This window comes from Siminovitchia acidinfaciens (genome assembly GCF_003605385.1).
In the GTDB taxonomy this organism is placed as follows: Bacteria; Bacillota; Bacilli; order Bacillales; family Bacillaceae_C; genus Siminovitchia; species Siminovitchia acidinfaciens.
This window is the reverse complement of sequence record NZ_QYTV02000003.1, coordinates 319426-345181: the sequence shown is the minus strand read 5'-3', so window position 1 is coordinate 345181 and position 25756 is coordinate 319426. Positions and strand designations below refer to the sequence as shown.

Annotated in this window: 24 protein-coding genes; 5 read left to right on the top strand and 19 right to left on the bottom strand. The window is 42.6% G+C overall.

Annotated features, from left to right (window positions below; genetic code table 11):
- Window positions 1-3 precede the first annotated feature (3 nt).
- From D4T97_RS08970 to cyoE, 4 genes are all read right to left on the bottom strand, one after another.
- Window positions 4-633, bottom strand: coding sequence for a cytochrome c oxidase subunit 3 (locus tag D4T97_RS08970; protein ID WP_126049795.1), 630 nt, complete (start codon window positions 631-633; stop codon window positions 4-6).
- On the bottom strand, window positions 633-2501 hold the full coding sequence (gene ctaD, locus D4T97_RS08965; RefSeq protein ID WP_126049793.1) for a cytochrome c oxidase subunit I: 1869 nt from the start codon (window positions 2499-2501) through the stop codon (window positions 633-635). The genes D4T97_RS08970 and ctaD overlap by 1 nt, the downstream gene beginning before the upstream one ends.
- Window positions 2502-2529: 28 nt before the next feature.
- Window positions 2530-3606, bottom strand: coding sequence for a cytochrome c oxidase subunit II (gene coxB / locus D4T97_RS08960; RefSeq protein WP_126049791.1), 1077 nt, complete (start codon window positions 3604-3606; stop codon window positions 2530-2532).
- A gap of 95 nt (window positions 3607-3701) precedes the next feature.
- The gene (gene cyoE, locus D4T97_RS08955) at window positions 3702-4607 is read right to left on the bottom strand and encodes a heme o synthase (RefSeq protein WP_126050268.1); all 906 of its coding nucleotides are present in this window, start codon (window positions 4605-4607) and stop codon (window positions 3702-3704) included.
- A 535-nt stretch (window positions 4608-5142) separates the two neighbouring features.
- Here cyoE and D4T97_RS08950 point away from each other — a divergent pair.
- Window positions 5143-6126 carry a COX15/CtaA family protein gene (locus D4T97_RS08950; protein WP_126049789.1) on the top strand — a complete coding sequence of 328 codons (984 nt, stop codon included), beginning with the start codon at window positions 5143-5145 and terminating at the stop codon, window positions 6124-6126.
- Between the two features lie 69 nt (window positions 6127-6195).
- Here D4T97_RS08950 and pyc read toward each other — a convergent pair whose 3' ends face one another.
- The 3 genes from pyc to D4T97_RS08935 all read right to left on the bottom strand — a co-directional run bounded on the left by pyc (window position 6196) and on the right by D4T97_RS08935 (window position 11353).
- Window positions 6196-9633 carry a pyruvate carboxylase gene (gene pyc / locus D4T97_RS08945; RefSeq protein WP_126049787.1) on the bottom strand — a complete coding sequence of 1146 codons (3438 nt, stop codon included), beginning with the start codon at window positions 9631-9633 and terminating at the stop codon, window positions 6196-6198.
- A 33-nt stretch (window positions 9634-9666) separates the two neighbouring features.
- Window positions 9667-10896 (bottom strand): FtsW/RodA/SpoVE family cell cycle protein, encoded by a 1230-nt coding sequence (locus tag D4T97_RS08940; RefSeq protein WP_126049785.1) that lies wholly within the window; start codon window positions 10894-10896, stop codon window positions 9667-9669.
- Between the two features lie 181 nt (window positions 10897-11077).
- Window positions 11078-11353: a YlaN family protein gene (locus tag D4T97_RS08935; RefSeq protein WP_408021598.1), complete on the bottom strand. Its 276-nt coding sequence runs from the start codon at window positions 11351-11353 to the stop codon at window positions 11078-11080.
- A 232-nt stretch (window positions 11354-11585) separates the two neighbouring features.
- Here D4T97_RS08935 and D4T97_RS08930 point away from each other — a divergent pair, with 232 nt between their 5' ends.
- Window positions 11586-12083 carry a peptidyl-prolyl cis-trans isomerase gene (locus D4T97_RS08930; protein ID WP_126049781.1) on the top strand — a complete coding sequence of 166 codons (498 nt, stop codon included), beginning with the start codon at window positions 11586-11588 and terminating at the stop codon, window positions 12081-12083.
- 40 nt (window positions 12084-12123) lie between these two features.
- Here D4T97_RS08930 and D4T97_RS08925 read toward each other — a convergent pair whose 3' ends face one another.
- The gene (locus D4T97_RS08925) at window positions 12124-13455 is read right to left on the bottom strand and encodes a PhoH family protein (RefSeq protein ID WP_126049779.1); all 1332 of its coding nucleotides are present in this window, start codon (window positions 13453-13455) and stop codon (window positions 12124-12126) included.
- A 187-nt stretch (window positions 13456-13642) separates the two neighbouring features.
- Here D4T97_RS08925 and D4T97_RS08920 point away from each other — a divergent pair, with 187 nt between their 5' ends.
- Window positions 13643-14224, top strand: a complete 582-nt coding sequence (locus D4T97_RS08920) for a YhcN/YlaJ family sporulation lipoprotein (RefSeq protein ID WP_126049777.1) — start codon at window positions 13643-13645, stop codon at window positions 14222-14224.
- Between the two features lie 128 nt (window positions 14225-14352).
- Complete coding sequence (locus tag D4T97_RS08915; RefSeq protein ID WP_126049775.1) at window positions 14353-14553, top strand: YlaI family protein; 201 nt, start codon at window positions 14353-14355, stop codon at window positions 14551-14553.
- A gap of 258 nt (window positions 14554-14811) precedes the next feature.
- On the opposite strand, the gene D4T97_RS08910 is transcribed toward D4T97_RS08915, so the two are convergent.
- Together D4T97_RS08910 and typA are read right to left on the bottom strand one after the other, a co-directional pair.
- Window positions 14812-15180 (bottom strand): YlaH-like family protein, encoded by a 369-nt coding sequence (locus tag D4T97_RS08910; protein ID WP_197721177.1) that lies wholly within the window; start codon window positions 15178-15180, stop codon window positions 14812-14814.
- Between the two features lie 89 nt (window positions 15181-15269).
- Window positions 15270-17099 carry a translational GTPase TypA gene (gene typA, locus D4T97_RS08905; protein WP_126050264.1) on the bottom strand — a complete coding sequence of 610 codons (1830 nt, stop codon included), beginning with the start codon at window positions 17097-17099 and terminating at the stop codon, window positions 15270-15272.
- 461 nt (window positions 17100-17560) lie between these two features.
- Here typA and D4T97_RS08900 point away from each other — a divergent pair, with 461 nt between their 5' ends.
- On the top strand, window positions 17561-17746 hold the full coding sequence (locus tag D4T97_RS08900; RefSeq protein ID WP_126049773.1) for a YlaF family protein: 186 nt from the start codon (window positions 17561-17563) through the stop codon (window positions 17744-17746).
- A 287-nt stretch (window positions 17747-18033) separates the two neighbouring features.
- On the opposite strand, the gene D4T97_RS08895 is transcribed toward D4T97_RS08900, so the two are convergent.
- The 9 genes from D4T97_RS08895 to D4T97_RS08855 all read right to left on the bottom strand — a co-directional run bounded on the left by D4T97_RS08895 (window position 18034) and on the right by D4T97_RS08855 (window position 25682).
- Entirely contained in the window at window positions 18034-18837 is an 804-nt protein-coding gene (locus D4T97_RS08895) for an inositol monophosphatase family protein (protein WP_126050262.1), read from the bottom strand.
- Between the two features lie 828 nt (window positions 18838-19665).
- Window positions 19666-19860, bottom strand: coding sequence for a hypothetical protein (locus D4T97_RS08890; protein WP_126049771.1), 195 nt, complete (start codon window positions 19858-19860; stop codon window positions 19666-19668).
- A gap of 201 nt (window positions 19861-20061) precedes the next feature.
- Window positions 20062-20331: a UPF0223 family protein gene (locus D4T97_RS08885; protein WP_126049769.1), complete on the bottom strand. Its 270-nt coding sequence runs from the start codon at window positions 20329-20331 to the stop codon at window positions 20062-20064.
- Window positions 20331-21296, bottom strand: coding sequence for an NAD(P)H-dependent flavin oxidoreductase (locus D4T97_RS08880; protein WP_126049767.1), 966 nt, complete (start codon window positions 21294-21296; stop codon window positions 20331-20333). The genes D4T97_RS08885 and D4T97_RS08880 overlap by 1 nt, the downstream gene beginning before the upstream one ends.
- A gap of 85 nt (window positions 21297-21381) precedes the next feature.
- Window positions 21382-21498, bottom strand: a complete 117-nt coding sequence (locus D4T97_RS08875; protein WP_126049765.1) for a GapA-binding peptide SR1P — start codon at window positions 21496-21498, stop codon at window positions 21382-21384.
- A 113-nt stretch (window positions 21499-21611) separates the two neighbouring features.
- Complete coding sequence (locus D4T97_RS08870) at window positions 21612-22445, bottom strand: polysaccharide deacetylase family protein (RefSeq protein WP_126049763.1); 834 nt, start codon at window positions 22443-22445, stop codon at window positions 21612-21614.
- 88 nt (window positions 22446-22533) lie between these two features.
- Window positions 22534-22788 (bottom strand): hypothetical protein, encoded by a 255-nt coding sequence (locus tag D4T97_RS08865; protein ID WP_126049761.1) that lies wholly within the window; start codon window positions 22786-22788, stop codon window positions 22534-22536.
- A gap of 128 nt (window positions 22789-22916) precedes the next feature.
- A complete protein-coding gene (gene lpdA / locus D4T97_RS08860) occupies window positions 22917-24326 on the bottom strand; it encodes a dihydrolipoyl dehydrogenase (protein ID WP_126049759.1) in 1410 nt (469 codons plus the stop codon).
- A gap of 3 nt (window positions 24327-24329) precedes the next feature.
- Window positions 24330-25682 carry a dihydrolipoamide acetyltransferase family protein gene (locus D4T97_RS08855; RefSeq protein ID WP_126049757.1) on the bottom strand — a complete coding sequence of 451 codons (1353 nt, stop codon included), beginning with the start codon at window positions 25680-25682 and terminating at the stop codon, window positions 24330-24332.
- Window positions 25683-25756: the final 74 nt, after the last annotated feature.

The following is a 25756-nucleotide window of genomic DNA, read 5'->3' as shown; positions in this document are numbered from 1 at the left end:
ACGTTATCCCACCATTCCCATTAAGTAAACGACAGTGAAGATAAATACCCAGACAACGTCAATAAAGTGCCAGTAAATACTTGCTAAGTAAAACTTTGGCGCGTTATAAAGACTTAGTCCTCGTTTTCTGTTACGTACAAGCAATGCCGTGATCCATCCAAGACCGAAAACAACGTGGCCTCCGTGGAAACCTACAAGCGTATAGAAAGCGGAACTGAAGGCGCTGCTTGTAAAGCCGAATCCCAATCCTGTCGTATAGTGCCAAAACTCATAAATTTCAAGTACAAAGAACCCAAGACCTAACAAAATCGTAATAATGAACCACAATTGCATCTTTTTATAGTTAAAGTTCCTTAAATGGTAGATAGCATACACACTTGTGACAGAACTTGTTAAAAGAAGCATTGTCATCGCAAATGCGAGCGGTAAACCAAACACGTCTGTTGAAGTCAAGCTGTCACTGTTTGGAACTTTATCTTTAAGTGCCAAATACGTGGCAAAGAAGGAGGCGAAGAGAACGGTCTCGCCTCCAAGGAAAAACCAGAGACCCAAGAATTTATTCTTTCCTTCCAGAGTAGCCCTCTCTGGCGTCTCCGGCCATGTTTCCGGAGTAAATTGCTGTTCAACTGCCATTATGCTTTAGCTCCTTTCTCAGCATCTTCCTTCAATTCAGATACAGGAATATGATAGCCGTGGTCGTCTTTCAAGGAGCGTACAGCCATTGAACCAAAAGCAATGATGAACCCTATAATTAATACCGGAATTCCCCAAGCATGATCCTGGTTGTAAATGGCTCCAAATGAAGCAACAGTGAAACCAAATGAGATCATGAATGGTATGAATGAACCATTTGGCATATGAATCTCACCAAGAGGCTCTGCTGGAGTCATTTCAGTTTTCCCATCCATTTTTTCCAGCCAGTATGCATCAAGACCGCGTACTAATGGAAGCTGTGCAAAGTTGTAGTATGGAGGCGGTGAAGGTATCGCCCATTCAATTGTACGTCCGTCTCCCCATGGGTCATTAGCAACTTTTTCGTTCTTAGCAGTTGTAATAATAACGTTTATTAGTAATACAACTACAGCTACTCCCATCATCAAAGCTCCGACGGTACTGATCATATTTCCAGTGTTCAATCCTTGGCCATCAAGGAATGTATAAATTCTACGCGGCATACCCATCAAGCCGAGGAAATGCTGGATAAAGAATGTTAAATGGAATCCAACGAAGAACAACACAAAAGTAATTTTCCCTAAGGCTTCATTAAGCATTGTTCCGAAAATTTTAGGCCAATAAAAATGCGTTGCTGCCAAAATACCAAACACAGTTCCTCCAACGATTACATAGTGGAAGTGAGCAACAATAAAGTATGTGTCATGGTACTGATAGTCAGCAGGTGCTGCTGCCTGCATGATTCCTGTAACTCCACCCATTACGAATGAAGGAATAAATGCAGCTGCATAAATCATTGGAGTAGTAAATTTGATACTTCCACCCCACATTGTCAAGAGCCAGTTAAAGATTTTAATACCTGTAGGTACGGCAATTGCCATTGTAGCAACAGCAAAGATCGCGTTAGCGATATTACCAAGGCCAACTGTAAACATGTGGTGGGCCCAAACCATGAATCCAAGGAATCCGATTAATACAGTTGCGAATACCATTGAAGAGTATCCGAACAATCTTTTTCTTGAGAATGTAGCAAAGATTTCAGAGAACACTCCGAAAATCGGCAAAATCAAAATATAAACTTCCGGGTGTCCAAAAATCCAGAAGAAGTGCTCCCAGATAATTGTGTTTCCGCCTGCAGCGACATTAAAGAAGTTCGCTCCAAACATTCTATCAAAAGTCAACAAGAATAATGCAACAGTCAATGGAGGGAATGCGAACAAAATTAGTGCGGACGTAATAAATGTAGCCCAGCTAAACATCGGCATTCTCATATAAGTCATTCCAGGTGCACGCATGTTGATAATGGTGACAAGGAAGTTAATTCCACCCATAAGTGTTCCAAAACCAGAAATTTGGATACCTGTGACATAAAAGTCTACACCATGGCTTGTTGAGTTCATGGCAAGTGATGCGTAAGATGTCCATCCTGCATCAGGCGCTCCGCCAAGAAGCCATGAAGCATTCACCAACAAACCTCCGAAAATGAACAGCCATAAACCCAAAGCATTCAAGAATGGGAAGGCTACGTCGCGCGCGCCAATTTGCAAAGGCATGATCGCGTTCATAAATCCAATCAATATCGGCATGGCAGCAAAGAATATCATCGTTGTTCCATGCATCGTTAGCAATTCGTTAAATGTTCCAGCGCTGACAAAGTCATTATTGGGTATTGCAAGCTGGATTCTAATCATCATCGCTTCAATACCGCCTAAAAGAAAGAAGAAGGCTCCTGCAGCAAAGTACATGATTCCGACTTTTTTATGGTCCACAGTCGTCAAGTAGTCCCAGAGCGTGGCGCCAAAGCCTCTTTTTTGAGCAATAGTACTCACGAATAAACCTCCCTTTATTATACTTTAATTATTTTTGTACCTTCAGATCCATTAAATACGCAGCCAAAGCGTCCAATTCATCATCAGACAAATCAGGATACGTACCTGTCATTTTATTGCCTGGTTTAATCTTTTCAGGATCTTTCAACCAGCTTTTCAACTCTTCCTCATTGTGATCCAGAATCCCTGCAATCAATTCGCGATCAGCAAATCCTGCTAGGTTAGGAGCAGTTCTTGCCGCAGGCGGTGTACTATTGTCTGGTGTAACCGCATGGCAAGTGATACAGCTTTGGTTAAAGATTTCCTCACCTTGTACAGCTAAATCTGAAGTTGGCTCAGGTGCTTTTTCTTTCGCATTTTGCATGTCAGCTACCCAAGCTTCAAACTCATTTTGTGGAATTGCTTTTACTTTAAAGTCCATCAAAGCATGTGAAGGACCACAAAGCTCGGCACATTTTCCATAGAAGATATTTCCGGCTTCTTCAGCCTTATCGCTATCAGCAATCAACCAGAATTTATTGACGTTTTCCGGGTTCGTATCCAACTTACCACCTAATGGCGGAATCCAGAATGAGTGTTTAATATCTGCACCTTCCAGTTGGAAGTACACTTTCTCATCTGTAGGAATGACGAGGTCCTGGCTTGTTACAATTCCAAGGTCCGGATATTCAAATTCCCACCAGTATAAATGTGCACGAACGTTGACAACAAGGGCTTCCCTGTTTCCGTCAGCGTCTTTTTTATCAATTGCAGCAACATCACCTTGGCTGAAAGTAACAGCAACTGTTGGAACAGCAAGGATTAGAAGCAAAACAATCGGGATTACAGTCCAAACGATTTCCAGCGTATGGCTGCCTTCCACCTGTTTTGGAATTCTATCATCTTTACGTCGGAATTTAATGATGGCAAAGATAAAGATAATTACTACAACAATGATTACCAGTGACATGATCCCTAAACTAAGAAGAATGAGATCATACTGCTGTTTACCAACTTCTCCTGCGGGAACAAGCGCGGATAGAAACGGCTCGCCGCAGCCTGAAAGCAAAAGCGCCAACATCGTTAATAATGATAATAGACGCCACTTTTGCAGCCATAGTTTCATAATTCAATCAAACCCCTCTTTCGTAAAATATCTTAGTGGTTGCTAGGACCGGGTGTTTCTATATGGATTTCTTTTAAAAAGAAAGAATTCCCAAGCTAAATCACCGCAAAAATTACGATTGCAGTAAAAAGAATGGTCAAATAGTTTAAGGAATAAACAAACATGAGCGTTGCCCATTTTATATCATTTTTCATTTTATATCCAGCAATTCCCAACGCGAGCCAACCAATATTTAATATCGTGGCTAAAACGACAAATGGTATTCCCAACGCAGACATGAAAAATGGAATCGGAAGCAATAATGCCACCCACATGAGTATACTGCGCTTAGTGGCAGCAAAACCCTTCACAACAGGAAGCATAGGTATACTGGCAGCCCTGTACTCTTCAGTTCTTCTCATGGCCAGCGCATAAAAATGTGGCGGTTGCCATATGAACATGAGGAGGAAAAGCATCCATGCCATTGTTGGCAGACTTGGATCGACTGCTGCCCACCCGATAAGCGGTGGAACCGCTCCCGAAAGGCTTCCGATGACAGTGTTGCTAACAAGTTTCCGTTTCGCCCACATGCTGTAAAGGACCACATAGCTGAACACCCCAACAATGCCGATAACACCGGCTGTTGCATTGGTAAGAAAGATAAGGGTTAAGCCCAATATCACAAAAGTGAACCCTACTATTAGTACTTTCCCGCCACTTATTCTGCCCGTCACTGTTGGTCTGGTTTTCGTCCTCTCCATAATGGGGTCAATATCACGGTCAATATAATTATTGAAGGCACATGAACCAGCCATAATAAAGGCAGACCCTAGCAACGTGAAAATGACAGTGTCCAAGGATCGGAGGAAATGCTGTCCGTTGAAAATGAGTGCAAGCCATAGCCCGGCAAATACAGGAATCAGATTTGAATTGACAATCCCGATTTTGATCAGTGACATGAAGTCAGACCAGGCTGTTGAAGGAGGGGCCTCCACTTTAGATATGAGGCGACTGTTTTCCATATCTTTTTCCACTCGTCTCCTTTCCCAAAACATATTTACTTCTTATTCTTAATATAGGCCATCTTGAGGCAGTTTACCTGCATTATGTACTATGTTTCGTTATTTGTTCACTAATTTTCCTGTTTTTTCAACTTCAGACAAAAAGCATGCCAATGGACCTGCACACCATATTGTAGCATATAGTAATTGAAAAGCCAGGGCAGATGAACCGGTTCTTTGAACGAAGGCCTTCAACAATATATTTAATCATATAATCCAATGATTTTTATACTGCATTCAGCCATTATTTTGTCCAAAGTGTGTCATGCAGATATAACATACATCCAAAATGTGTAGCGGGGGAAAAGTTAAAAGGATATTAATTCACCATTCCCTATATACAATTTCTATCAAAAATCAACGTTTTTTTCAAGTTTATACCTTTTTCGACCTCGTTAACAAATTTGTCGGTTGTTTTTTTGAACTTGTTTATGTAGTATCAAAGTTGAAATTAATCATTATAAAGTAAAATTATATAAGGATAGTAGGTGAAATTTTGCACCGGAAATTAAAATGGTTTGCTGTACTTACTACAGTTGTGATGGTATTTGTACTTCTTGGCGGTGCATTAGTTACCAAGACCGACTCCGGAATGGGATGCGGAAGATCATGGCCTCTTTGTAATGGACAGCTCATCCCAACAAACATTACTGCAGAGCTTATCATTGAGCTGGCTCATCGGGTTGTTTCCGGAAGTGCTGCCTTTCTTGTTCTGATACTTTCTATTTGGGCTTGGAAAACAATCGGGGATAAAAGAGAAACAAAAACTCTTGCTATCCTGTCTGTTTTCTTTCTAATATTACAAGCTTTGATCGGGGCAGCAGCGGTAGTCTGGGGTCAGTCTGATTTCGTATTAGCGCTTCACTTCGGAATCTCACTAATTTCTTTTGCTTCCGTATTTTTATTGACCTTGCTAATTTTTGAAGTGGATCAAAAACTTGATACTTCGAACATTAGACTTGATAAAAAAATGAAATATCACACAATTGGAGTAACGGTTTATTCTTATGTTGTAGTTTACACAGGTGCTCTTGTCCGCCATACAGAAGCCAGCCTTGTATGTAAAGATTGGCCTTTTTGCATGAATAGCTCACCATTCTCCCTTCCAACCAATATATATGAATGGATTCAGATGGGACATCGATTCATGGCCGGCCTTATCTTTTTATGGATCGGTTACATTACATGGATGGCCATCAAACATTACAAAGATCAGATGGTCGTCGTCAAAGGTTGGATCATCGCTTTCATTCTCGTGTCATTGCAAGTAGTGGCCGGAGCGGTTGTCGTATTCACAAGCCTGAATATCTATTTCGCTTTGGCTCATGCTCTTTTCATTACTTGCCTGTTCGGCCTGCTAAGCTACTTCATCATGTTAATCACGAGAGGCAGCAGTATGGAATTTTCCACAGTTTCACAGACGAATGATAGCGCAAATGGAAAATCTGATATTAAATCGCCAAATATGATCACTCAATAAGAAATACTCTTTATTTAACCTCAATAAAAAAGATCTTGCACAGGTGTTCAATTGTGCAAGATCTTTTTTTTATTTCTCCACTACTATCAAGAGATCTCCCGGCTGAATGGCATCTCCGGCTTGGACATAAATATCCTTGATGATTCCTGAAAACGGCGCCTGGACCGTCGTTTCCATTTTCATCGCTTCGGTAAGGACGAGATGGTCTCCCTTCTTTACCTTCTCCCCTCTTTCGATAAGCACCTTCAAAACCGTCCCTGGCATCGTAGCGCCGATATGGGCCTGATTTTTTGGGTCGGCCTTCTTCTTTAGTACTACAGTCGACTTGATGTTCTCGTCCTTGATGACGACTTCCCGGGGCTGGCCGTTTAGTTCGAAGTAAACGACTCTTGTACCATCAGGTTGAGGCTGGCCGATTGATACAAGTTTAACGATCAATGTCTTTCCTGTCTCAATCTCCACTTCGATTTCCTCGCCGAGCCTCATGCCGTGGACGAAAGTGGGGGTGTCTAGTACAGAAATATCTCCGAACTGGTTCATCGTTGCGATATAATCTTCAAATACCTTCGGATAAAGGGCATAGGCAATGAGGTCCCTCGTTGAAACTTTTATTCCCGTCTCTTCGGCCAGGTCCTTTTTCAACTGCCCGAAATCCACATCTTCCAGGAGCTCGCCAGGACGGACGGTGATGGGCTCCCTCCCCTTCAGGATGACACGTTGCAGTTCTTCAGGAAATCCGCCATTAGGCTGTCCAAGATATCCCTCAAATAACTCTATGACGGAATCAGGGAAGTCGATGGACATGCCTCTCTCCAATACGGCCGCTTCATCCAAATCATTTTGCACCATGAACAGCGCCATATCCCCGACCACCTTGGAAGAAGGCGTCACCTTGACAATATCGCCAAACATATGGTTTACCCGGCTGTACATATCCTTAACCTCTTCCCAACGTCCGCCGAGACCTACAGCCTTCGCCTGCTGCTGCAGGTTACTGTACTGTCCGCCAGGCATCTCGTGCTTGTAAACTTCTGTGTGCGGTGCAAGCATTCCGCTTTCAAAGTCCCTGTAATATTTCCGGACATCTTCCCAGTAATACGACAGCTTCTCTAGCGAGTCAATATCAATTTCCGGAGCCTTATCCGTCCCTTCCAAGGCATAATACAACGTGTTCAGGCTCGGCTGGGACGTCAAACCGGCCATTGATCCGAGTGCCGTATCAATGATATCCACTCCCGCCTCAATCGCCTTCACATAGGTGAGGATGCCGTTGCCGCTCGTATCATGCATATGCAGGTGAATTGGCAGGTCGACTGTCTCCTTCAGTTCAGAGATTAGTCGATAAGCGGCTTCCGGCTTAAGCAAGCCAGCCATATCCTTGATTGCTAGCATATGTGCCCCCAGTGCCTGCAGCTCCCTGGCCATGTCCTTGTAATAGCCCATGTGGTATTTCGGTCTTTCCGGATCATTGATATCTCCTGTATAACAAATGGCCGCTTCAGCAATCTTTCCCGTCTGGCGGACCGAATCAATCGCCACTTCCATTCCCTTGACCCAATTCAGACTATCAAAAATCCTGAAGACATCTATTCCTGAATGTGCCGATTCCCGGATGAACGCCTTGATTACATTATCAGGATAGTTTTTATAGCCTACAGCGTTCGACCCCCGAAATAACATCTGAAAGAGGATGTTCGGCATCTTCTCCCTCATCTGGTCAAGCCGGTCCCACGGATCCTCCTTCAGGAACCGATAGGCAACATCAAAGGTTGCCCCTCCCCACATCTCGACGGAGAAGAGTTCGGGAAGAAGATGTGCTGTTGGTTCAGCCGCCTGTAGAAGATCGCGGCTCCGGATCCGGGTGGCAAGCAACGATTGATGCGCATCCCGGAAGGTCGTATCAGTAATCAGAACCTTATCCTGCTTCCTGACCCAGTCGACCAGGCCGTCAGCTCCCTGCTCATCAAGTATCTGTTTAGTACCCGGCGAAACCGGGTGGTCGACAGGAATAGCAGGAATCCTCGGATCCGGTTCCACTGGCTTTTTCGCTTTCTCGATGCCTGGGAAGCCGTTGACGGTGACTGTTCCTATGTAAGTGAGCATCTTTGTTCCGCGATCCTTGCTTTCGGGGAAGGAAAACAGCTCAGGGGCGCTGTCCAAAAAGGAAGTGTCATATTTGCCCGTGATAAACCGCTCGTGCTGCATGACGTTAATCAAAAACGGGATATTTGTTTTAATTCCTCGAATCCTGAATTCCTTAAGATTTCTGACCATTTTAGCCGCAGCCTGCTCAAATGTCAGTGCCTGGGTGGACAGTTTCACAAGCAAGGAGTCATAGTACGGTGTGATGACTGCTCCCTGGAATCCGTTCCCAGCATCCAGCCGAACGCCAAATCCTCCGCCAGTCCTAAACGCCATGATCTTTCCAGTATCAGGCATGAAATCATTAAGCGGATCTTCCGTCGTTACTCTTGACTGAATGGCATATCCATTCATTTGGATGTTTTCCTGCTTCGGTATTTGTACTTTATTTCCATGAAGAGGATGTCCTTCTGCAATCAGAATCTGCGATTGGACAATATCGATGCCCGTGATCATTTCGGTAATGGTATGTTCCACCTGGATTCTTGGGTTCACCTCAATAAAATAAAACTGATCCCCTTCTACAAGGAATTCAACAGTACCAGCGTTCAGGTATTCCACATTGTTCATCAGCTGGACAGCAGCATTGCAAATCCCGTCCCTCATGTCATCACTCAGCGACACGCATGGTGCGGTCTCTACCACTTTTTGGTGTCGTCTTTGCACTGAGCAGTCGCGTTCAAACAGGTGGACGAGATTCCCATGGGAATCTCCAAGGATTTGCACCTCTATATGCTTCGGATTCTCAATGAACTTTTCAACATAGACCTCATCGTCGCCAAAGGCTGCTTTCGCTTCTGACTTTGCACGTTCATATGCTTCCTTCAGCTCCCCTTTGCTTCGGACGATTCGCATTCCCCGCCCACCGCCGCCAAGAGAGGCTTTTACCATAATGGGGTAACCGTATTCATTTCCGAAGGCAGCCGCCTCTTCCAGGCTTTCTATGGGACCGTCACTTCCAGGGACTGCAGGGATGCCAGCAAGGACTGCCTGGTGTTTCGCTTTGACTTTATCGCCGAACATATCCAGATGACGAATATCAGGGCCGATGAAAGTCAGCCCCTCTTCGGCGCAGCGTTTGGCAAGCTCGATGTTTTCTGATAAAAATCCGTAGCCCGGATGGATGGCATCGGCCTCAGACCTCTTGGCAACCTCAATGATGCCCTCGATATCCAAATAGGCGTCGATCGGCTTCTTCCCTTCTCCTATCAGATAAGCCTCATCCGCTTTGTAGCGGTGATAGGAACCGGAGTCCTCTCTGGAATAAACAGCCACCGTGCGGATTCCAAGCTCTGTGCAAGCTCGAAACACACGGATGGCTATTTCCCCGCGGTTGGCAACTAATACTTTGCTAATCTTTGTCATCTAAGCTCTCCCTTTCATAAACAATTTATCTGTCTATTTAAGGTTCACCCATGGACGCTTATCTTTGCTGACTTCCCGAAATCTGTCAGTCCGGGGAACAGGAACAGTTTTTTCAGTCTTGTATTTTTCTTCATAGTTAGTGAACATTGATACATTAGTGAGTATTCCCATGGCTATCGATAGAACAAGAATCGAGGAGCCACCATAACTTACAAACGGCAATGTTACACCTGTGATTGGGATAATCCCGGACATACCGCCTAGGTTAATAAAGGATTGGATACCGATCATCCCGGATATTCCGATAGCGAGCATGCTTCCAAATGGGTCGCGGCTTCTCGTACTGATATATAGTCCCCGCAAAACTATGAAACTGAGGCCCGCCAAAACAAGCGTAACCCCGAAAACCCCCAATTCTTCCGCAATGACCGCCATGATGAAATCAGTGTGTGCTTCCGGCAAATACCCGAGCTTTTGAACACTGTTCCCCAAGCCAAGGCCCTTCAGCCCCCCCGAGCCAATGGCCAAATACGAATTTACAAGTTGAAAACCTTCATTTTGGCCTGTACCGAACGGATCTAAAAATCCAGAAATTCGACCTAGGCGTTTTTCAGTAAATATTTTGTCCGATTTCAAAATGACAAATGGTGCAAAAAACGCGGCCAAAAGCAGACCGAGCAGACCTATCTTTAAAATCGTCTTAAAGCGCATGCCCGAACACATGATAATCATCAGTCCAATAAGGAACGTGATAAGTGCGGTTCCGTTATCCGGCTGCATGGCAATTAAGAAACAGACAAAAATAAGAAATAACAACGGTGGCAAGACACCTTTATCGAGTTGATTTATGTACGCTTGCTTCTTGGAGTATACAGCTGATAAATACACAATGACACTTAGCTTTACAAATTCTGATGGCTGGATATTCCTTGTACCCAAGTCGATTCCTCTTTGGGCGTTTTTGGCTACATGACCAAAAATGTCAACGGAAAATAATCCGATGATTGCAGTCAGTGTAATAAAAATAAGAAACTTTTTATTCTTATATGCCTTGTATGGAAAAAGTGCAAAAAACAAAAAAACCAGAAAGCTGATCGCTAGATTCAATTTCTGCTTCTGATAAAAGAAATCAGGAGAAGTCTCATAATAATGAACGGCCATTACCATACTTGCACTATAAATCATAATTAATCCAAATAGACAAAGAATAAAATACGCCGAAATAATGGAATAGTCATATGATTTGATTATCTTTTTTAACATAAGTTTCATCCAATCTATCATTCAGATTTCACAAAAACAGATTACAAGTTTCCTGTGGGAATGAAACTTCCTGTCTTCAAGAGTTGGATTCGGTCATTCAAATAGACAAAAAAACTCAAACAATTACAGATGAACTGTTTGAGCTTTACTGTTCGGTGAGAAGTTTGCTGCTTGCACCTCTTCATTTTTCACTTTCAGTAAATGCGTCGTGAAGTGCAGACAGTTTCCTCTCTAATGAAAAAATCAACTCTTTTCCATCCTTTTCATCAACCAAACCCAAACGAACGGCAAAATCTATCTCACGAGAAAAGCCAAACATTTGCGTATCAAGAACTTCCTCGTATAAAGGACATTGAGGCATTGTTAAGTTGTCCATTTGCACCTGTATCAAACGCAGTATTTTATCTGCGTCTGCCTTCAAAAGAGCATAGGCTTTTTCCCGATGATTCAGTTTCATATCAGACACCACATTTAATCCCCCTATCTCCGGACAAATAGACAATACTATCTGTAAATTTTAACCCTATTACTGCTAAATTGCAAGGGATTGCGGTATTTTGTCTGCAGTTTTATGAGCGGGCTCTATCTTGATTATATATACGGTTCTTACCACGTTTCATATTTTTACCAGACTTTCAATTTCAACTTTTTAGAGTTATACTAACTGAAGTGAAAAAAGGAGGTAAGCCATGAATACAATCATGCCCATTAAGGGAAAAGTGAAGTATCCAATCACATTGGACGCCGGAGTATGGATTTTTGACGATCGGCGTATAGATTTGAATACATATTTTTCAGAGGAAAAGAAAGAAAAAGACACGGATGACCCAGAATTTACGGTAGCTTCAAAACATTGGGACCGCGTGATTAAAGAAGGGGCTGTCTCACCGCCTACACTAAAGTCGGAGCGCCAATTTGAAAAAGTGAAGATTTTGACCGGTTCCTTTGGTATTGCTTTAAAACCGTTCCTGGAAAATGCCGAACCTGAACAGGGGGCATCAGAACTTGTCATTGAAACTACAGAGGGTGAACTTTCAGTACCTCTTGATGAGGGGAAGAATCTGATTCTGGCCTTTTCTAAGAATGGAAAACCGCTTCGTGAGGATGGACCAGTCCATGTGTTGCATCCGGATGGCTCCAATAAGGAAAACCCCATAAAGAATGTGAAGGGGTTTCGGGTACAGTAACATTTAAAACAGGCGCATTGGCCGCCTGTTTTTTCTTTTTCTACAATATATCTGCCGCAAGCTGCGCCAGGTCAGATCTCTCTCCTTTTATCAACTTAATATGTCCGGCGGCACTTTCTTCTTTAAATTTCTCCAACACATAGGTCAATCCATTATTATATTCATCCAGATACGGATGGTCTATTTGTTGGGGATCACCCATCAGGACAATTTTACTTCCTTCCCCTACCCTTGTTAAAATGGTTTTTACCTCATGCTTTGTAAGGTTTTGCGCCTCATCTATTATGATGAATTGTTTCGGAATGCTACGCCCTCTTATATATGTCAGTGCTTCCACTTCTATGGTTCCCATGCCAGCAAGTATAGAATCGAGTTCACCCGGCTTTTTTGTGTTAAATAAATATTCAAGATTATCATAAATTGGCTGCATCCACGGCCGCAGCTTCTCCTGCTTCTCACCCGGCAAATACCCAATATCTTTTCCGACGGGAACGATCGGGCGTGCTACCAACAGCTTTTTATACCTTTTCATATCCTCAGTTTGCATCAATCCACCAGCCAAGGCCAAAAGTGTTTTTCCGGTACCGGCTTTGCCGATCATAGTTATCAACTCTATATCGGGTCGAAAGAGCAGCTCCACAGCCATCGTCTGTTGAACATTCCTCGGCTTGATACCCCATATGGAGTCGAAATGGGTAACAAGTTTTTTGATGATTGTTCCGGTTTCATCCACTATTCCCAGCCCTGACGATGAACTTCCCAGCTCATCCTTCATGATAATAAATTGATTTGGATACAAAGGTTTGCTGTTTATTACATCGATGCCAGATATTTCGCCAGTTTCATAAAAAATCCTTAATAAATCTATATTAACAAATATTTCCTGGGTCCCGGTATATATATGATCTACCTCGACAACCCGGTCGCTTAAAAAGTCTTCTGCAAGCAGTCCAAGGGCATCTGCCTTAACTCTTAATAAAGCATCTTTGCTGACGATAATGACAGGCTTCCCATTTTCTTTTTTCTCTTCTTCGAGTGCTATATTTTTTGCTACCGCCAATATGCGGTTGTCATTCGTTTTTTCCAAAAAAATTTCTTGAAGTTGATGGAATGATCTATGGTTGAGTTCTATTCTTAACGTTCCTCCATTTTCCAAGGCTATCCTTTCGTGCAGTTTTCCGATCTGTCTGAAGCCGTCTATCAATTTGGAAACATGTCTTGCGTTTCTGCCAATCTCATTCATATACCTTTTCTTTGAGTCCAATTCTTCCAACACAACCGCCGGAATCACAATCTCATTGTCTTGGAATGAATAGACGGCATTCGGGTCTTGCAACAAGACATTCGTATCTAACACGTAAATTTTCGTCAAATTGATGCCTCCTGCTCCTTTTTAATATCATATGATGCTGTAGATCGGCCGGTTCCATTAGAATGTACCATACAGGGACAGCTCTTTTTCTGAAATATATGTAGGCATGCATAAACTTAGAAGCCTTATTGCACAATAAAAAAATAACGATAGTTGGCGGAAAAAATATATTCAGGAGGAAATCACTTTGAGGATAGCTATTTTATTATTAATTGCTCTTACACTTGGGGCGTGTGGACAAATGAATGAAACCCAAAGAGATGATGGGCAGCCATCTGTTCAGAAAACAAGATCCGAAATAAACCGGCAGGATAACACCCGTACTGCTGATGAAAGCCGTGCAGATTATTTAGCCGATCTCGCTTCCAGTATTCCGAATGTAAGAGGTGCAACAGCTGTAGTAGCTGGCGACTATGCGATAATAGGGATTGATGTTGATAAAGATCTGGACCGATCAAAAGTGGGCACCATTAAATATTCTGTAGCAGAAAGCATTAAACATGATCCACTGGGAGCCGGCGCTGTTGTAGTAGCAGATCCCGATATCAACGCAAGATTGAAAGAAATTAGAGCGGATATGTCCGCGGGCAGGCCGATCCAGGGAATCATCAATGAATTAGCTGATATTACAGGACGGTTGATGCCTGAACTGCCGCCGCGCGAGAATAACAAAAACCCTCAAGAAGCGCCTCAAAAGCAGAAACAGGAATTGGACAAGCCTGAAAGACGCCAAATCCAAAAGGAGCAAGTAGAACAATCCAATCAGTGATAATACTTAAGAATATTTACAAAACCAATGTACTTCATAATCTTTACGCCAAATAACCATGTAAGAATTATGCAGCAACGTGCTATAATGAAGTAATAGAACAATATCCTTTTACAGAGGTGGTCAACTTGAAAGTGCAATGCGTTATTTGTGATCAGCAGCATGATCTGGAAAATGACACACCCCTTGCAAAAAAGTTAAGAAACAGGCCGATTCATACCTTTATGTGCGATGAGTGTCATAAAAGAATCGAAGTGAAAACAAAAGCACGTCTTGCAAGCGGGCAGTTTCAACTATACAGTTTCAATCAAAAAGAAAAAGAATTATAAGAATATGAACAGATGCGCAAGCGCCGGCACGCTCAGAACACGACTTCCTGTCGCTTCGCTTGCACCAGCACATCCTGTGCGTCGGAGGGCAATCCAGTGAAGTTGTTCTTTGACTTCATTGGATTGACCAAATGCAATCTCTAGCCCCTATCGTCTGGAGCAGGACGTAGAATAATCCGATAAACAAATTATCCATAAACATAGACCTTATTATTTCCTAAACGACAAAAAGACCGGAAGCTTCAGCTTCCGGTCTTTTTAGTTATTAAATGTACCTGCTTTTTTCTCCCTGTTCAATCTGATTTTATAAATTCCCAATATGAGCGCCGCTACGACGAGCCCTTCAGCAATCGGGAGAAAGATCGCAAGAAATGTAAACATCAAACAGCCGATAAACATGAAAATATAAATGATGGCTGATTTCAACAGCGGCAGTTTTTTGGCAAATCCGAGTTTATATACAAGGATACACAACGCAAAGATAGTAATAAACATAAGCCAATTTGAGATTTCCGCACTTTGCGTCAGTTGATAATAAAATTTTAAAAAAGGAGAAAATCTATCAATTGCAGCTTGGTCCGCTTTTGTCATGCCAATGACAAAATACAGACTACCGATGAAATTCATTCATGATACCTCCTATTTCTTTAGAAAGGGATTCCTTATATAAAGGAATCCCAATTAAGCATACCATATTTCGTAAGCTTTATAATGCTTTACGCAAACTTTTTCTTTTTAGCTACTTTTTCCCGTTCATTTTTGTTCAAAATTGTCTTACGCAGACGAATGGACTCTGGAGTCACTTCACATAATTCATCATCATTCAAATACTCAAGGGATTCTTCCAAAGACATGATCCGCGGTCTCTTGATTACTGATGTCTGGTCCTTATTTGCTGAACGGACATTTGTTGCGTGCTTCGTTTTTGTGATATTTACCGCCAAATCATTCTCTCTCGTATGTTCTCCGACAATCATGCCCTCATAAATCTCAGTGCCTGGCTCGACGAAAATTGTACCCCTATCTTCAATATGCATAATCCCGTAGGCAGTGGCTTTTCCGCCTTCCATCGAAACAAGCACCCCTTGACGCCTGCCGCCAATCTGGCCCGAAGCCATCGGCTCATATGTGTCAAATGTATGGTTCAAAATTCCATAACCTCGTGTTATTGACATGAACTCGGTAGTATATCCGATCAATCCCCTTGCAGGAACATTAAATATCAAACGGACCTGCCCTTTTCCGTTGTTTATCATGTCCAGCATTGTTCCTTTTCGTGTGCCAAGTGATTCAATGATGCTTCCTGTATATTCCTCAGGTGTGTCAATTTGGACACGCTCAATAGGTTCGCATAAGGTACCGTCAATTTCTTTGACAATGACCTTCGGTTTGGATACCTGAAGTTCAAACCCTTCACGGCGCATGTTCTCAATTAAAATGGACAGATGCAGCTCACCCCTCCCGGAAACAACCCAGGCATCAGGTGAATCTGTATCTTCTACACGTAGGCTTACATCCGTCTCTAGCTGTGTTTTAAGTCTTTCCTCAATTTTTCTAGCTGTTACAAATTTACCCTCTCTACCCGCAAATGGGCTGTTGTTGACCAGAAATGTCATTTGCAAAGTAGGCTCGTCTATTTTTACCATTGGCAGAGGTTCTTGATGATCAACCGGACATAGCGTTTCTCCAACGTTGATATCTTCCATTCCTGATATTGCCACGATATCCCCGGTATACGCTTCATCAATTTCAACCCTTTTTAATCCGAAGAAACCAAATAACTTTGTCACGCGGAATTGCTTGACATGTCCATCCTGTTTCATAAGGGCAACTTGCTGTCCTACCTTGATTGTTCCTCGGAAAATACGGCCGACACCAACCCGTCCGACATATTTATCATAGTCCAGGAGAGATACTTGAAACTGGAGAGGCTCATCCCGGTTTTCAACCGGTGCCGGAATATGTTCCAGGATCGTTTCATAAAGAACTTCCATATTTTCATCTTGATGAGTGGGCTCCTTGCTTGCCGTTCCGTTGATGCCTGAAGCATAAATGACTGGGAACTCCAATTGATCGTCATTGGCATCAAGCTCGATAAATAATTCAAGAACCTCATCTACCACTTCTTCAGGCCGGGCAAAGTCCCGGTCAATCTTATTTACCACAACGATGGGTGTAAGGTTCTGTTCCAAGGCTTTTTTCAATACAAAACGAGTTTGGGGCATGCAGCCTTCATATGCATCAACAACTAGAAGGACTCCGTCCACCATTTTTAATATCCGTTCCACTTCCCCACCAAAATCGGCATGGCCCGGTGTATCCATGATATTGATTTTTGTATCTTTATATTGAATGGCGGTATTTTTAGCCAAAATTGTTATTCCTCGTTCACGTTCCAAGTCATTGGAATCCATTACCCGGTCTTCGACATGCTCGTTCGTCCTGAAAGTTCCGGATTGCTTAAGGAGTTGGTCGACCAAAGTTGTTTTCCCATGGTCAACGTGAGCGATAATTGCAATATTTCTTATATCATTTCTTTTATTCAAAGTATTTCCTCCTGCCTGAGTTTTAAAGAAAAGCGCAAGGCAAATTGCGAGTAACAGTTCCTCAGCTATCACAGCAAGGCAACTGATTTCAATCACACCTTGAAAAACATCTCCGAAATCACTTACTTCATACAGCTTTTCGACGAGGGAAACATGCACTTCCTCGAATATAAAATGCCACAGGAGTATGTTCATCCTGAATATACTTCCTCGCAACTTGTGACCTCGAGCCGATGGTGTCTGGCCGACTTAATACGCCACGTTCTGTGGCTCCGTCGGTACTAGGACATCCTGTCAATCGGAGTTAGACATGATGAATCCCCTTTTGAATAGAAAATTCTGTCTAACGTTATATTTTCTACAAATTGAACAAATATAGCATATAACCTAATGATTATATCACAATAGTAGCCAAGCCGTTAATTTTTTTGTACAATAAATGGATGAGGAGGGCGAACAGCGTGAATGGCATTAAGTGGAATTTTCTTTTTTTAGCCATATTAGCAGCGTTATCTATCATAGGGATGGGCTTTTCCCTCGGTGCAGGAAGTCCCGTCGGAATGATCGTCTGTTTGATTATTTTAATCTCTATAATGGGCTATGGCTTTGCAACTAAGAAAAAATATAGAGAAGCAGGTAAATTGTAAACTTTGTTTTATGTTTACACTTCACTCCTGAATTCATACAGAAACGGTCCGGCAATATTTCCGGGCCGTTTCTTCAAAAGTAAAGTTTGTTTTAATATATTTTATTTAAAAGAAGCTTTTCATTGTCCAGAGACGCACAGGTCGTCCTTGTGCAAGCGAAGCAACAGGACAAGGAAACCTTCGAAAGCGTTCATCTCACGAAGAAAAAGCGTTAACTTCGATGATGCCACTGACGGAGCCTGCTTTAGCGCTTAGCCTCTCGAGGTCACAAGCCGCTTGCATTTTTCTTATGAAAATCCTTTTGATAGGTATTTTTGTATGATTTTTTCATGGAGACCCGGTTTCGCCACTACAATCGGATTTTTCTCCAAAATGTTTAAGGGCTCCCCCCTTAAATTGCTCACCTTTCCGCCCACTTCCTCCACAATGATTTTGCCCCCTGCAAAATCCCATGGTGAAAGCCTCATTGTTATGTATGCATCTAGCCGTCCCGTAGCAACATACACAAATTCAAGTGCAGCTGAACCGTACGAACGGGTTCCCCTTGCATCATTTACGAGTGGTATCAAAGTCTCTCTAGGATCAATCAGGCGATTGGATATAAGCCATGTTGAATTGATTCCAATCAAGGCTTTTTCCACAGGTACTTCTTTCAACAATGACAGCTTCACATCGTTCCAATAAGCACCTTCACCAGATTTTGCATAGTAAAGGTCCTGATGCACGACATCGTATACGTATCCCAGCCTTGGTTCTCCATCTTCATAAATTCCTATGGAAATCATAAAATTCCTTTGCTGATGAACAAAATTAGTTGTACCATCAATCGGGTCAATAATCCATATGATGCCCGATACTTTAGTCAATTCATCACCGAATCCTTCTTCGCCTAAAATACGGTGACTTGAAAATGTTTCTCTTATTTTTTCAGTAAAAAACTGTTCAGTTTCTTGATCGATATTCGTTACCAGATCATCCGGATTGGTTTTTGTCATGATTTCCGGTGCCGTTACAAAAGAAGAGACAATTCTTTTGCCGGCTTCTTTAAGCCATTCCTTGGCATGTTTATCTATCGTTGTCCAATTTACCATTGTCATCCTCCGATCAGTCTTTCCTTCTTCACTCTTCAGCTTATTGAATATCAAACATATTTTCAAGCGATTAAGAAAAGCGCATGCACCTGCTCATCAACGTACAGACTTGCGAAAATCAGAAACGCCTTGTCCAGCACGGCCAATAAGACAATTCTCGGGAGGCAGCACTTCAGCCACCACACGGGAAGCTGCCAACTTCAATCACATCATATGAAACTTGTCTAGAGTCGCTTCGGGCAGCTTTGCGACGAACAGAACAAAACTTCCTCGAGTCAACCTTTGGCGCAGAAGCAAATTCATCCTGTAGGACAAAAGTGACTCTGACGAGATAATGGATAGGGAAGTGCGAGAGTGCCTACGGCGACAAGCGTCAGACGCGCTTCTGATGGCGTAGTTTGCCTGCAATAGCGATTGGCTTAATCCTCACCTATGGCACTCGGCAGGCTCAGCGCGCCACATCCTGCCGCTTCGCTTGCACTAGAACTTCCTGTGCGTCGGTGGCACTCGGACGTCCTCTCCATCGAATCCAAGCAGCTTACTTCTAAGCGCCATGAGTCTTCCTCCTTCTAATAACTTCATGCGGCTTTCCGATGAGCTGAACAAGGCTTCCTGAGTAACTATGGCGAAGGAACAGAGTTTTTGTTGACTTAACGTATAGAAAAAGCGAAGTCTCCTAGTCGATAGGAACTGAAGCTCCATTCATTTTTCAGTTTATACATTAAACTTTTCTATCCAACAACAAAAGACGAACTCCTTCATCCCAAAAAGCTCTGAGAAAGAGTTCGTCATCAACCTCTGACTTATTTTGTTCATCTGCATGGATGGTTATAATGCTTCCATCCTTATCAATTCAGCACGGATTCTTTCCAGTTTACGTTTTGCTTTCGTCTTCATCTCTTCATTGTTGTCTTGCATTGCATCAAAAAGGACAGCGAGTTCATAGTTTAATTCCAGGTGAAGGACAGCAAGCTTTTGTTTATCCACTGACTTCTTTCGATAAGCGTTGACTACTTGCTTCATAATTGAACACTCCTTCCGAGATTAGTGTGCAAGTGCTTCCCTTATCCATTCGCTTACTCTATCATATGTTGCCGACTGAATGCCGGTAACAAAATTGTGCACTTACCCAGGATGTTTATAAATGAGTTCTTTGTTAGTAGTTAAGTACCCATTTGTCGACATTTATAAACCCTTGATGCCTGCTTGCGAATAATGACGCATTTAAAATTGTATCTTTTCTTCCGGAGCGGCCTGCCTCATTTTCTTGACAACCTGATAAGCTGAATAACCGCTTACTTCTTCAAATTCATTACAAATGTTCTTCTCATCTGCTTTCCCCGGAACAATCTCCTTAAAACGTCGGTATGCCTGCATCAGATCATTTCGCGTGATTCCTTTTTCATATGCTCGCTCTACGGATTGAAAAAAATTGATGACATCTACAGTCTCTTCAGTCGACCACTGATGGGAAATTGGATATTGGTAATCCATTATTTCACACTCCACTTCATACGAATTTTTTCTGCATCTCTTATAATCATTTTTATTAACTCTTCAACACTCAAGATTTTATTTATCAAACCGATCGCCTGCCCAGCCCAGCCAAAGCCTTGCTCTGGCTTTCCATCATAAATATATCTTTTGTTGGCCGATCCGCTTATATACTCTTTCAGATCTTCAAAGCTGGCTCCCGCATCTTCCAGTTCAATTATTTTATTTGACCACGGGGTTTCGATTACGCGTCCCGGTGCTTTTAGAGTTCTTTTAATAACCTGTGTATCCGACTCTGTTCCGTCGATAATCGCCTGTTTATAGCGATTAGACGCATGGATGCATTCCTTTGTTGCTATGAACCTTGTCCCCATCTCAATTCCTTCCGCCCCAAGACTCAAAGCAGCCATGAATCCCCTGCCATCCGCAATTCCGCCCGAAGCGATGACCGGTATCCGAAGAGCATCAACAACAGTTGGAACGAGGACAAATGTTCCTGTATCACCCCTCCCAATATGCCCTCCCCCTTCCTGCCCGACCACTATGACAGCATCGGCACCAAGCTCTTCCGCCTTGAGGGCCTGGCGCTTGGCAGCAACTAGAACAAGCTTTTTAACTGGAACTCCTTCAAGTTTCTTAAAAAATCCGGTTGGATTCCCGCCTGTTACGGATACAACCTGAATCCCCTCTTCGATTGCGGCTTCCAGCATGTGTTCAAATGGACGACCATGCTGGCCGATGGCAAAGTTCACACCGAACGGCTTGTCGGTCATTAATTTAGTCTTTCTTATTTCTTTTTTTAGTTCATCAGGGGAAGAAAGTGACATGGCTGTTATTTGCCCAAGGCCGCCAGCATTGGAAACAGCAGATGCCAAATCAGCATACGCAAGATAAGCCAGCCCTCCCTGAACGATCGGATATTGTATATTCAGCAAATCTGTCACTCTTGTTCTCCAATTTGACATCTTTGAAACAACTCCTTTTTCCTTAAGAGTCGTGGTTTATTAAATACAAAAGGAGCGTCCCTACTGGGATGCTCCATCACTTCCGTCATTTTTCATCTTTTTGTTCATTGCATTCACAGCAACAGGAATAAAGCTTCGTTACCTTTTCATCCTCGAAATATTCGATGGTTGAATTGCATTCCTGGCAGATGATGATCCCCATCTTCTCCATCCCTTTCTGTGAATAAACTTAAGCTTTGTTAATTTTATAATAATATAACACATATCGTTTTTCAAGCCTAAATTGTATGTCACAATCAAAGAATTGGAGATTTATTAAATTTCCGTATCAATTAAATCCGGATCAAGGATTTCATATCCTTGATCGCGCAAACCTTCAACTATCCTCTCCAAACCTTCATTCGTCCACTCGCGATCGTGCATCAACAAATTAGCTCCGTCTTGCAGCAACGGTGTGTTGACCATAATATCCGCGATAGCATCTCCGTTCATATATTCCGATTCCCAGTCATAGCCATATGTCCAGTTCATTAATAACATTTGTTCTTCCCTGACTAATTGTTTGCTAAAGTCAGTATTGCTACCAAATGGAGCACGGAAAAACTTTGGCTTTTCGCCCGTGACTTGTTCAACGATTTCGTTTACAGAAAGGATTTCCTCCTTTTGCTTTTCTTCAGGCAATGTTGTCAAGTCGCTATGGGAATATGTATGGTTTCCGATTACAAAACCAAGATCATGTATTTCTTTTATGATTTCTTCCTTTTCCGGAGTGTTGATGAAATGCCCATTGACGAAAAAAATTGCTGGCGCATCCAATTTTTTCAATGTTTTTGCCATTTCCAATGCGTGTTTATCAGGAGCATCATCAATGGTCAAAAGGGCGACCTTAGGATTTGCTTCCCCGATAGGTTCCAGAGCAAAAGTACCCTCATTCATTCTATACTCCGGCATGACTGCCAGATTCTCATTTTCCTGCTTATCTTCACTTACTTGATCTTTTTCCTTTGTCTCCTTTTGTATCTGATCATCAGTCTTGCTCTCCTGCTCAACCTTTTTATCCTCTACATGCTTGTCTTCCTGTGCCGCTTGCTCGCTACTGCATGCAGCCAGCAGAAGAATCACTGGCACCATGGTGAAAAACTTTCGCATCCCTTTCTCCTTCCATCTTAGCAAACTACAAATTTATTCCATTATAACTTTCTTTCAATATGATAGATACTGGAGAAACCCTCGTCAATTATAAAAAAGCCGATCTCAATAAAGTATTCAGCAATAAATGAATCCCTGCATAAGCACCTAAACTTGCAAGGGTTATGAATATTGTAGTTTTATTAGATTTAACTATCATTCTAGCAATCAAAAATGCAAGATAAAAAAATACAGCAAATAAAATCGTTTTCGCAAGCATATGGTCCCTTCCAGACAGCCATTCCACCAATGTAAATCCGCTCCATATCATCAACTGCAATAGGAGTGCCACATATTTTTTCAATGCATATCACCATCTTTACAGGAAATAACAACTCCTTATATTGATAATATGCACTTTATGGGACAGTTTAAACCTTCCAAAAGAAAAACCCATGGAAATTTAAACAGATATTTCCATGGGTTTATATATTATTTTATAACATGAATCGGAGTTCCAAGTGCAACCTCTGCAGCCTCCATTGTCATCTCACCCAGTGTCGGGTGAGCGTGAATGGTCATAGCTACATCTTCCGCGGTCATACCTGCCTCGATCGCAAGTCCGATTTCAGCAATCATATCGGAAGCATTAGCCCCTGCAATCTGGCCACCAATAATCAAACCGTCTTCTTTACGTGTAATCAACTTGACAAAGCCGTCTGTCTCATTAAGAGCCAACGCACGTCCATTTGCTGCAAATGGGAATCTGGCTGCTTCAATTTCAATGCCTTCCTCTTTAGCTTCCTGCTCAGAATATCCGACAGATGCCAATTCAGGCTCTGAGAAGACGACCGCCGGAATGCCGATATAATCAACTTCCGAAGATTGGCCAGCAATAGCTTCAGCAGCAATTTTACCTTCATAGGAAGCTTTGTGGGCAAGCTTTGGACCATCAACAATATCCCCAATCGCAAAGATGCTGGAAACATTAGATCTGCATTGTTTGTCCACTTCAATAAGCCCTTTATCGTTGATCTTGACTCCAACTTGCTCAAGTCCAAGTTCGTCTGTATTAGGCTTTCTTCCTACGGTCACAAGCACATAATCCGCTTCAATCGTTTGTTCTTCACCTTTAGCAGAATATGTAACTTTTACTCCGTCGTCTGTCTCTTCAACGCCTTTTGCCTCAGCTTTTGTAATGACCTTAACATTTTTCTTTTTCAAATTACGTTTAACAAGCGCAGTCATTTGCTTTTCGAATCCGGAAAGAATATCTGCTGCACCCTCGATGATTGTAACTTCAGTTCCAAAGTTGGCATAGGCGGAACCAAGTTCAGTTCCAATATAACCTCCGCCGATTACTACAAGCTTTTCAGGAAGTTCATCAAGGTTGATAGCTCCTGTGGAATCAATCACGCGCTTTGAATATTTAAAGCCCGGGATTTCTACAGGGCGGGATCCTGTTGCAATGATGGCATTTTTAAAAGTGTATGTTTGTGCAGAGTTTTCATCCATCACACGAATGCTGTTTTCATCTACGAAATAGGCTTCTCCTTTGACAATGTCAACCTTGTTTCCTTTGAGAAGTCCTTCAACGCCTCCTGTGAGTTTTTTTACAACCCCGGCTTTCCAGTCTTGAACTTTCCCAAAATCAAGGGTGACTTTTTCCGCGGTAATTCCGATGTCTTCGGAATTTTTAGCTTCGTGGAAACGATGGCCTGCAGAAATCAGGGCTTTGGATGGTATACATCCTACGTTCAGGCAAACTCCCCCAAGATCACCTTTTTCAACAATCGTCACTTTTTGACCAAGCTGTGCCGCTCGAATCGCCGCCACATAACCGCCCGGTCCGGCACCAACTACAATCGTGTCTGTCTCAATTGGAAAGTCTCCTACTACCATACTTTACGCCTCCATTAGTAAAAGTTCGGGATCACTTAACAGCCTCTTGATGTGATTTAATGCCTGTTGTGCAGTTACGCCGTCAATAATCCGATGGTCAAAGCTCAATGATAATGCTAACACAGGTGCAGCTACAATTTCACCATTTTTCACTATCGGTTTTTCTGCGATGCGTCCAATACCAAGGATTGCCGTTTCTGGATGATTGATGACAGGTGTGAACCATTGGCCGCCAGCTGAACCGATATTTGTGATTGTGCATGAACCGCCGCTCATTTCCTTCGGACTCAGTTTTCCTGTTCTTGCTTTATCAGCCAATTCATTGATCTCTTTTGAAATGGCGAAAACCGATTTGGAATCTGCGTGTTTAACGACTGGAACGAGCAACCCTCTATCCGTATCGGCAGCAATTCCAATATTATAGTAATGCTTTTGAATGATTTCTTCTTTTTCATCATCAACAGAAGTATTCAACGCCGGGTATTCACGCAATGCACTTACTAGGGCTTTTACCACATATGGAAGATAAGTAAGCTTAATTTCCTTTTCAGCTGCGATCTCTTTGAATTTTTTGCGGTGTGCAACAAGTCCGGTTACATCCACTTCATCGAGAAGTGCAACATGCGGTGCTGTATGCTTGGAATTGACCATCGCTTTGGCGATTGCTCTTCTTATACCGCTCATTTTTTCCCTTGTTTCCGGATAGTCTCCTTCCGGAATGACCGGTGTTGCTTTTTCAGGCTGTTTCTCCTCTTGTTTCGGGGCTTCTTTAGTTTCAGCCACTGTTTCTTCTTTCGCAGGCGCATTTAAGTATTCGTCAATGTCGGATTTTAAAACCCGGCCATTTTTTCCTGAACCATTGACAGCTTGGATGTTGACGTTTTTCTCACGTGCATATTTCCTTACAGAAGGCATGGCAATGATACGTTTATCGGATATTTCTTCCTCGCTCGCTTCAGGCTGGGAACCTGCACCAGTTTGTTCAACATTTTGCTCTTGCTTTTCCTCTGCCTTGACTTCTTCTTTTTGGACATCCTGTCCGGCTTCAGCTGTGGATTGAACATTCGCTTCCGTCTCTTCCTCCCCATGCTGTCCTTTAAATTGTAGATTCTCGTATCCAGGGGCATCAAACGTTATCAGCACATCGCCTACTACTGCTGTCTCACCTTCGCTGACAAGGATCTCTTCTACCGTCCCGGCAACAGGTGATGGTATTTCCACCACTGCCTTATCATTCTGCACTTCACATAAAACATCATCTTCTTCTACTTTTTTGCCTGATTCAACGAACCATTTGACAATCTCGCCTTCGTGAATTCCTTCACCAATGTCAGGCAGTCTAAATTGGAATGACAATGTATTTCACCCTCCTATTAAACGTTCTTTTCGTGTGCGGTTATTTTATTGTTCTGTTTAACTTTTTTTACAAA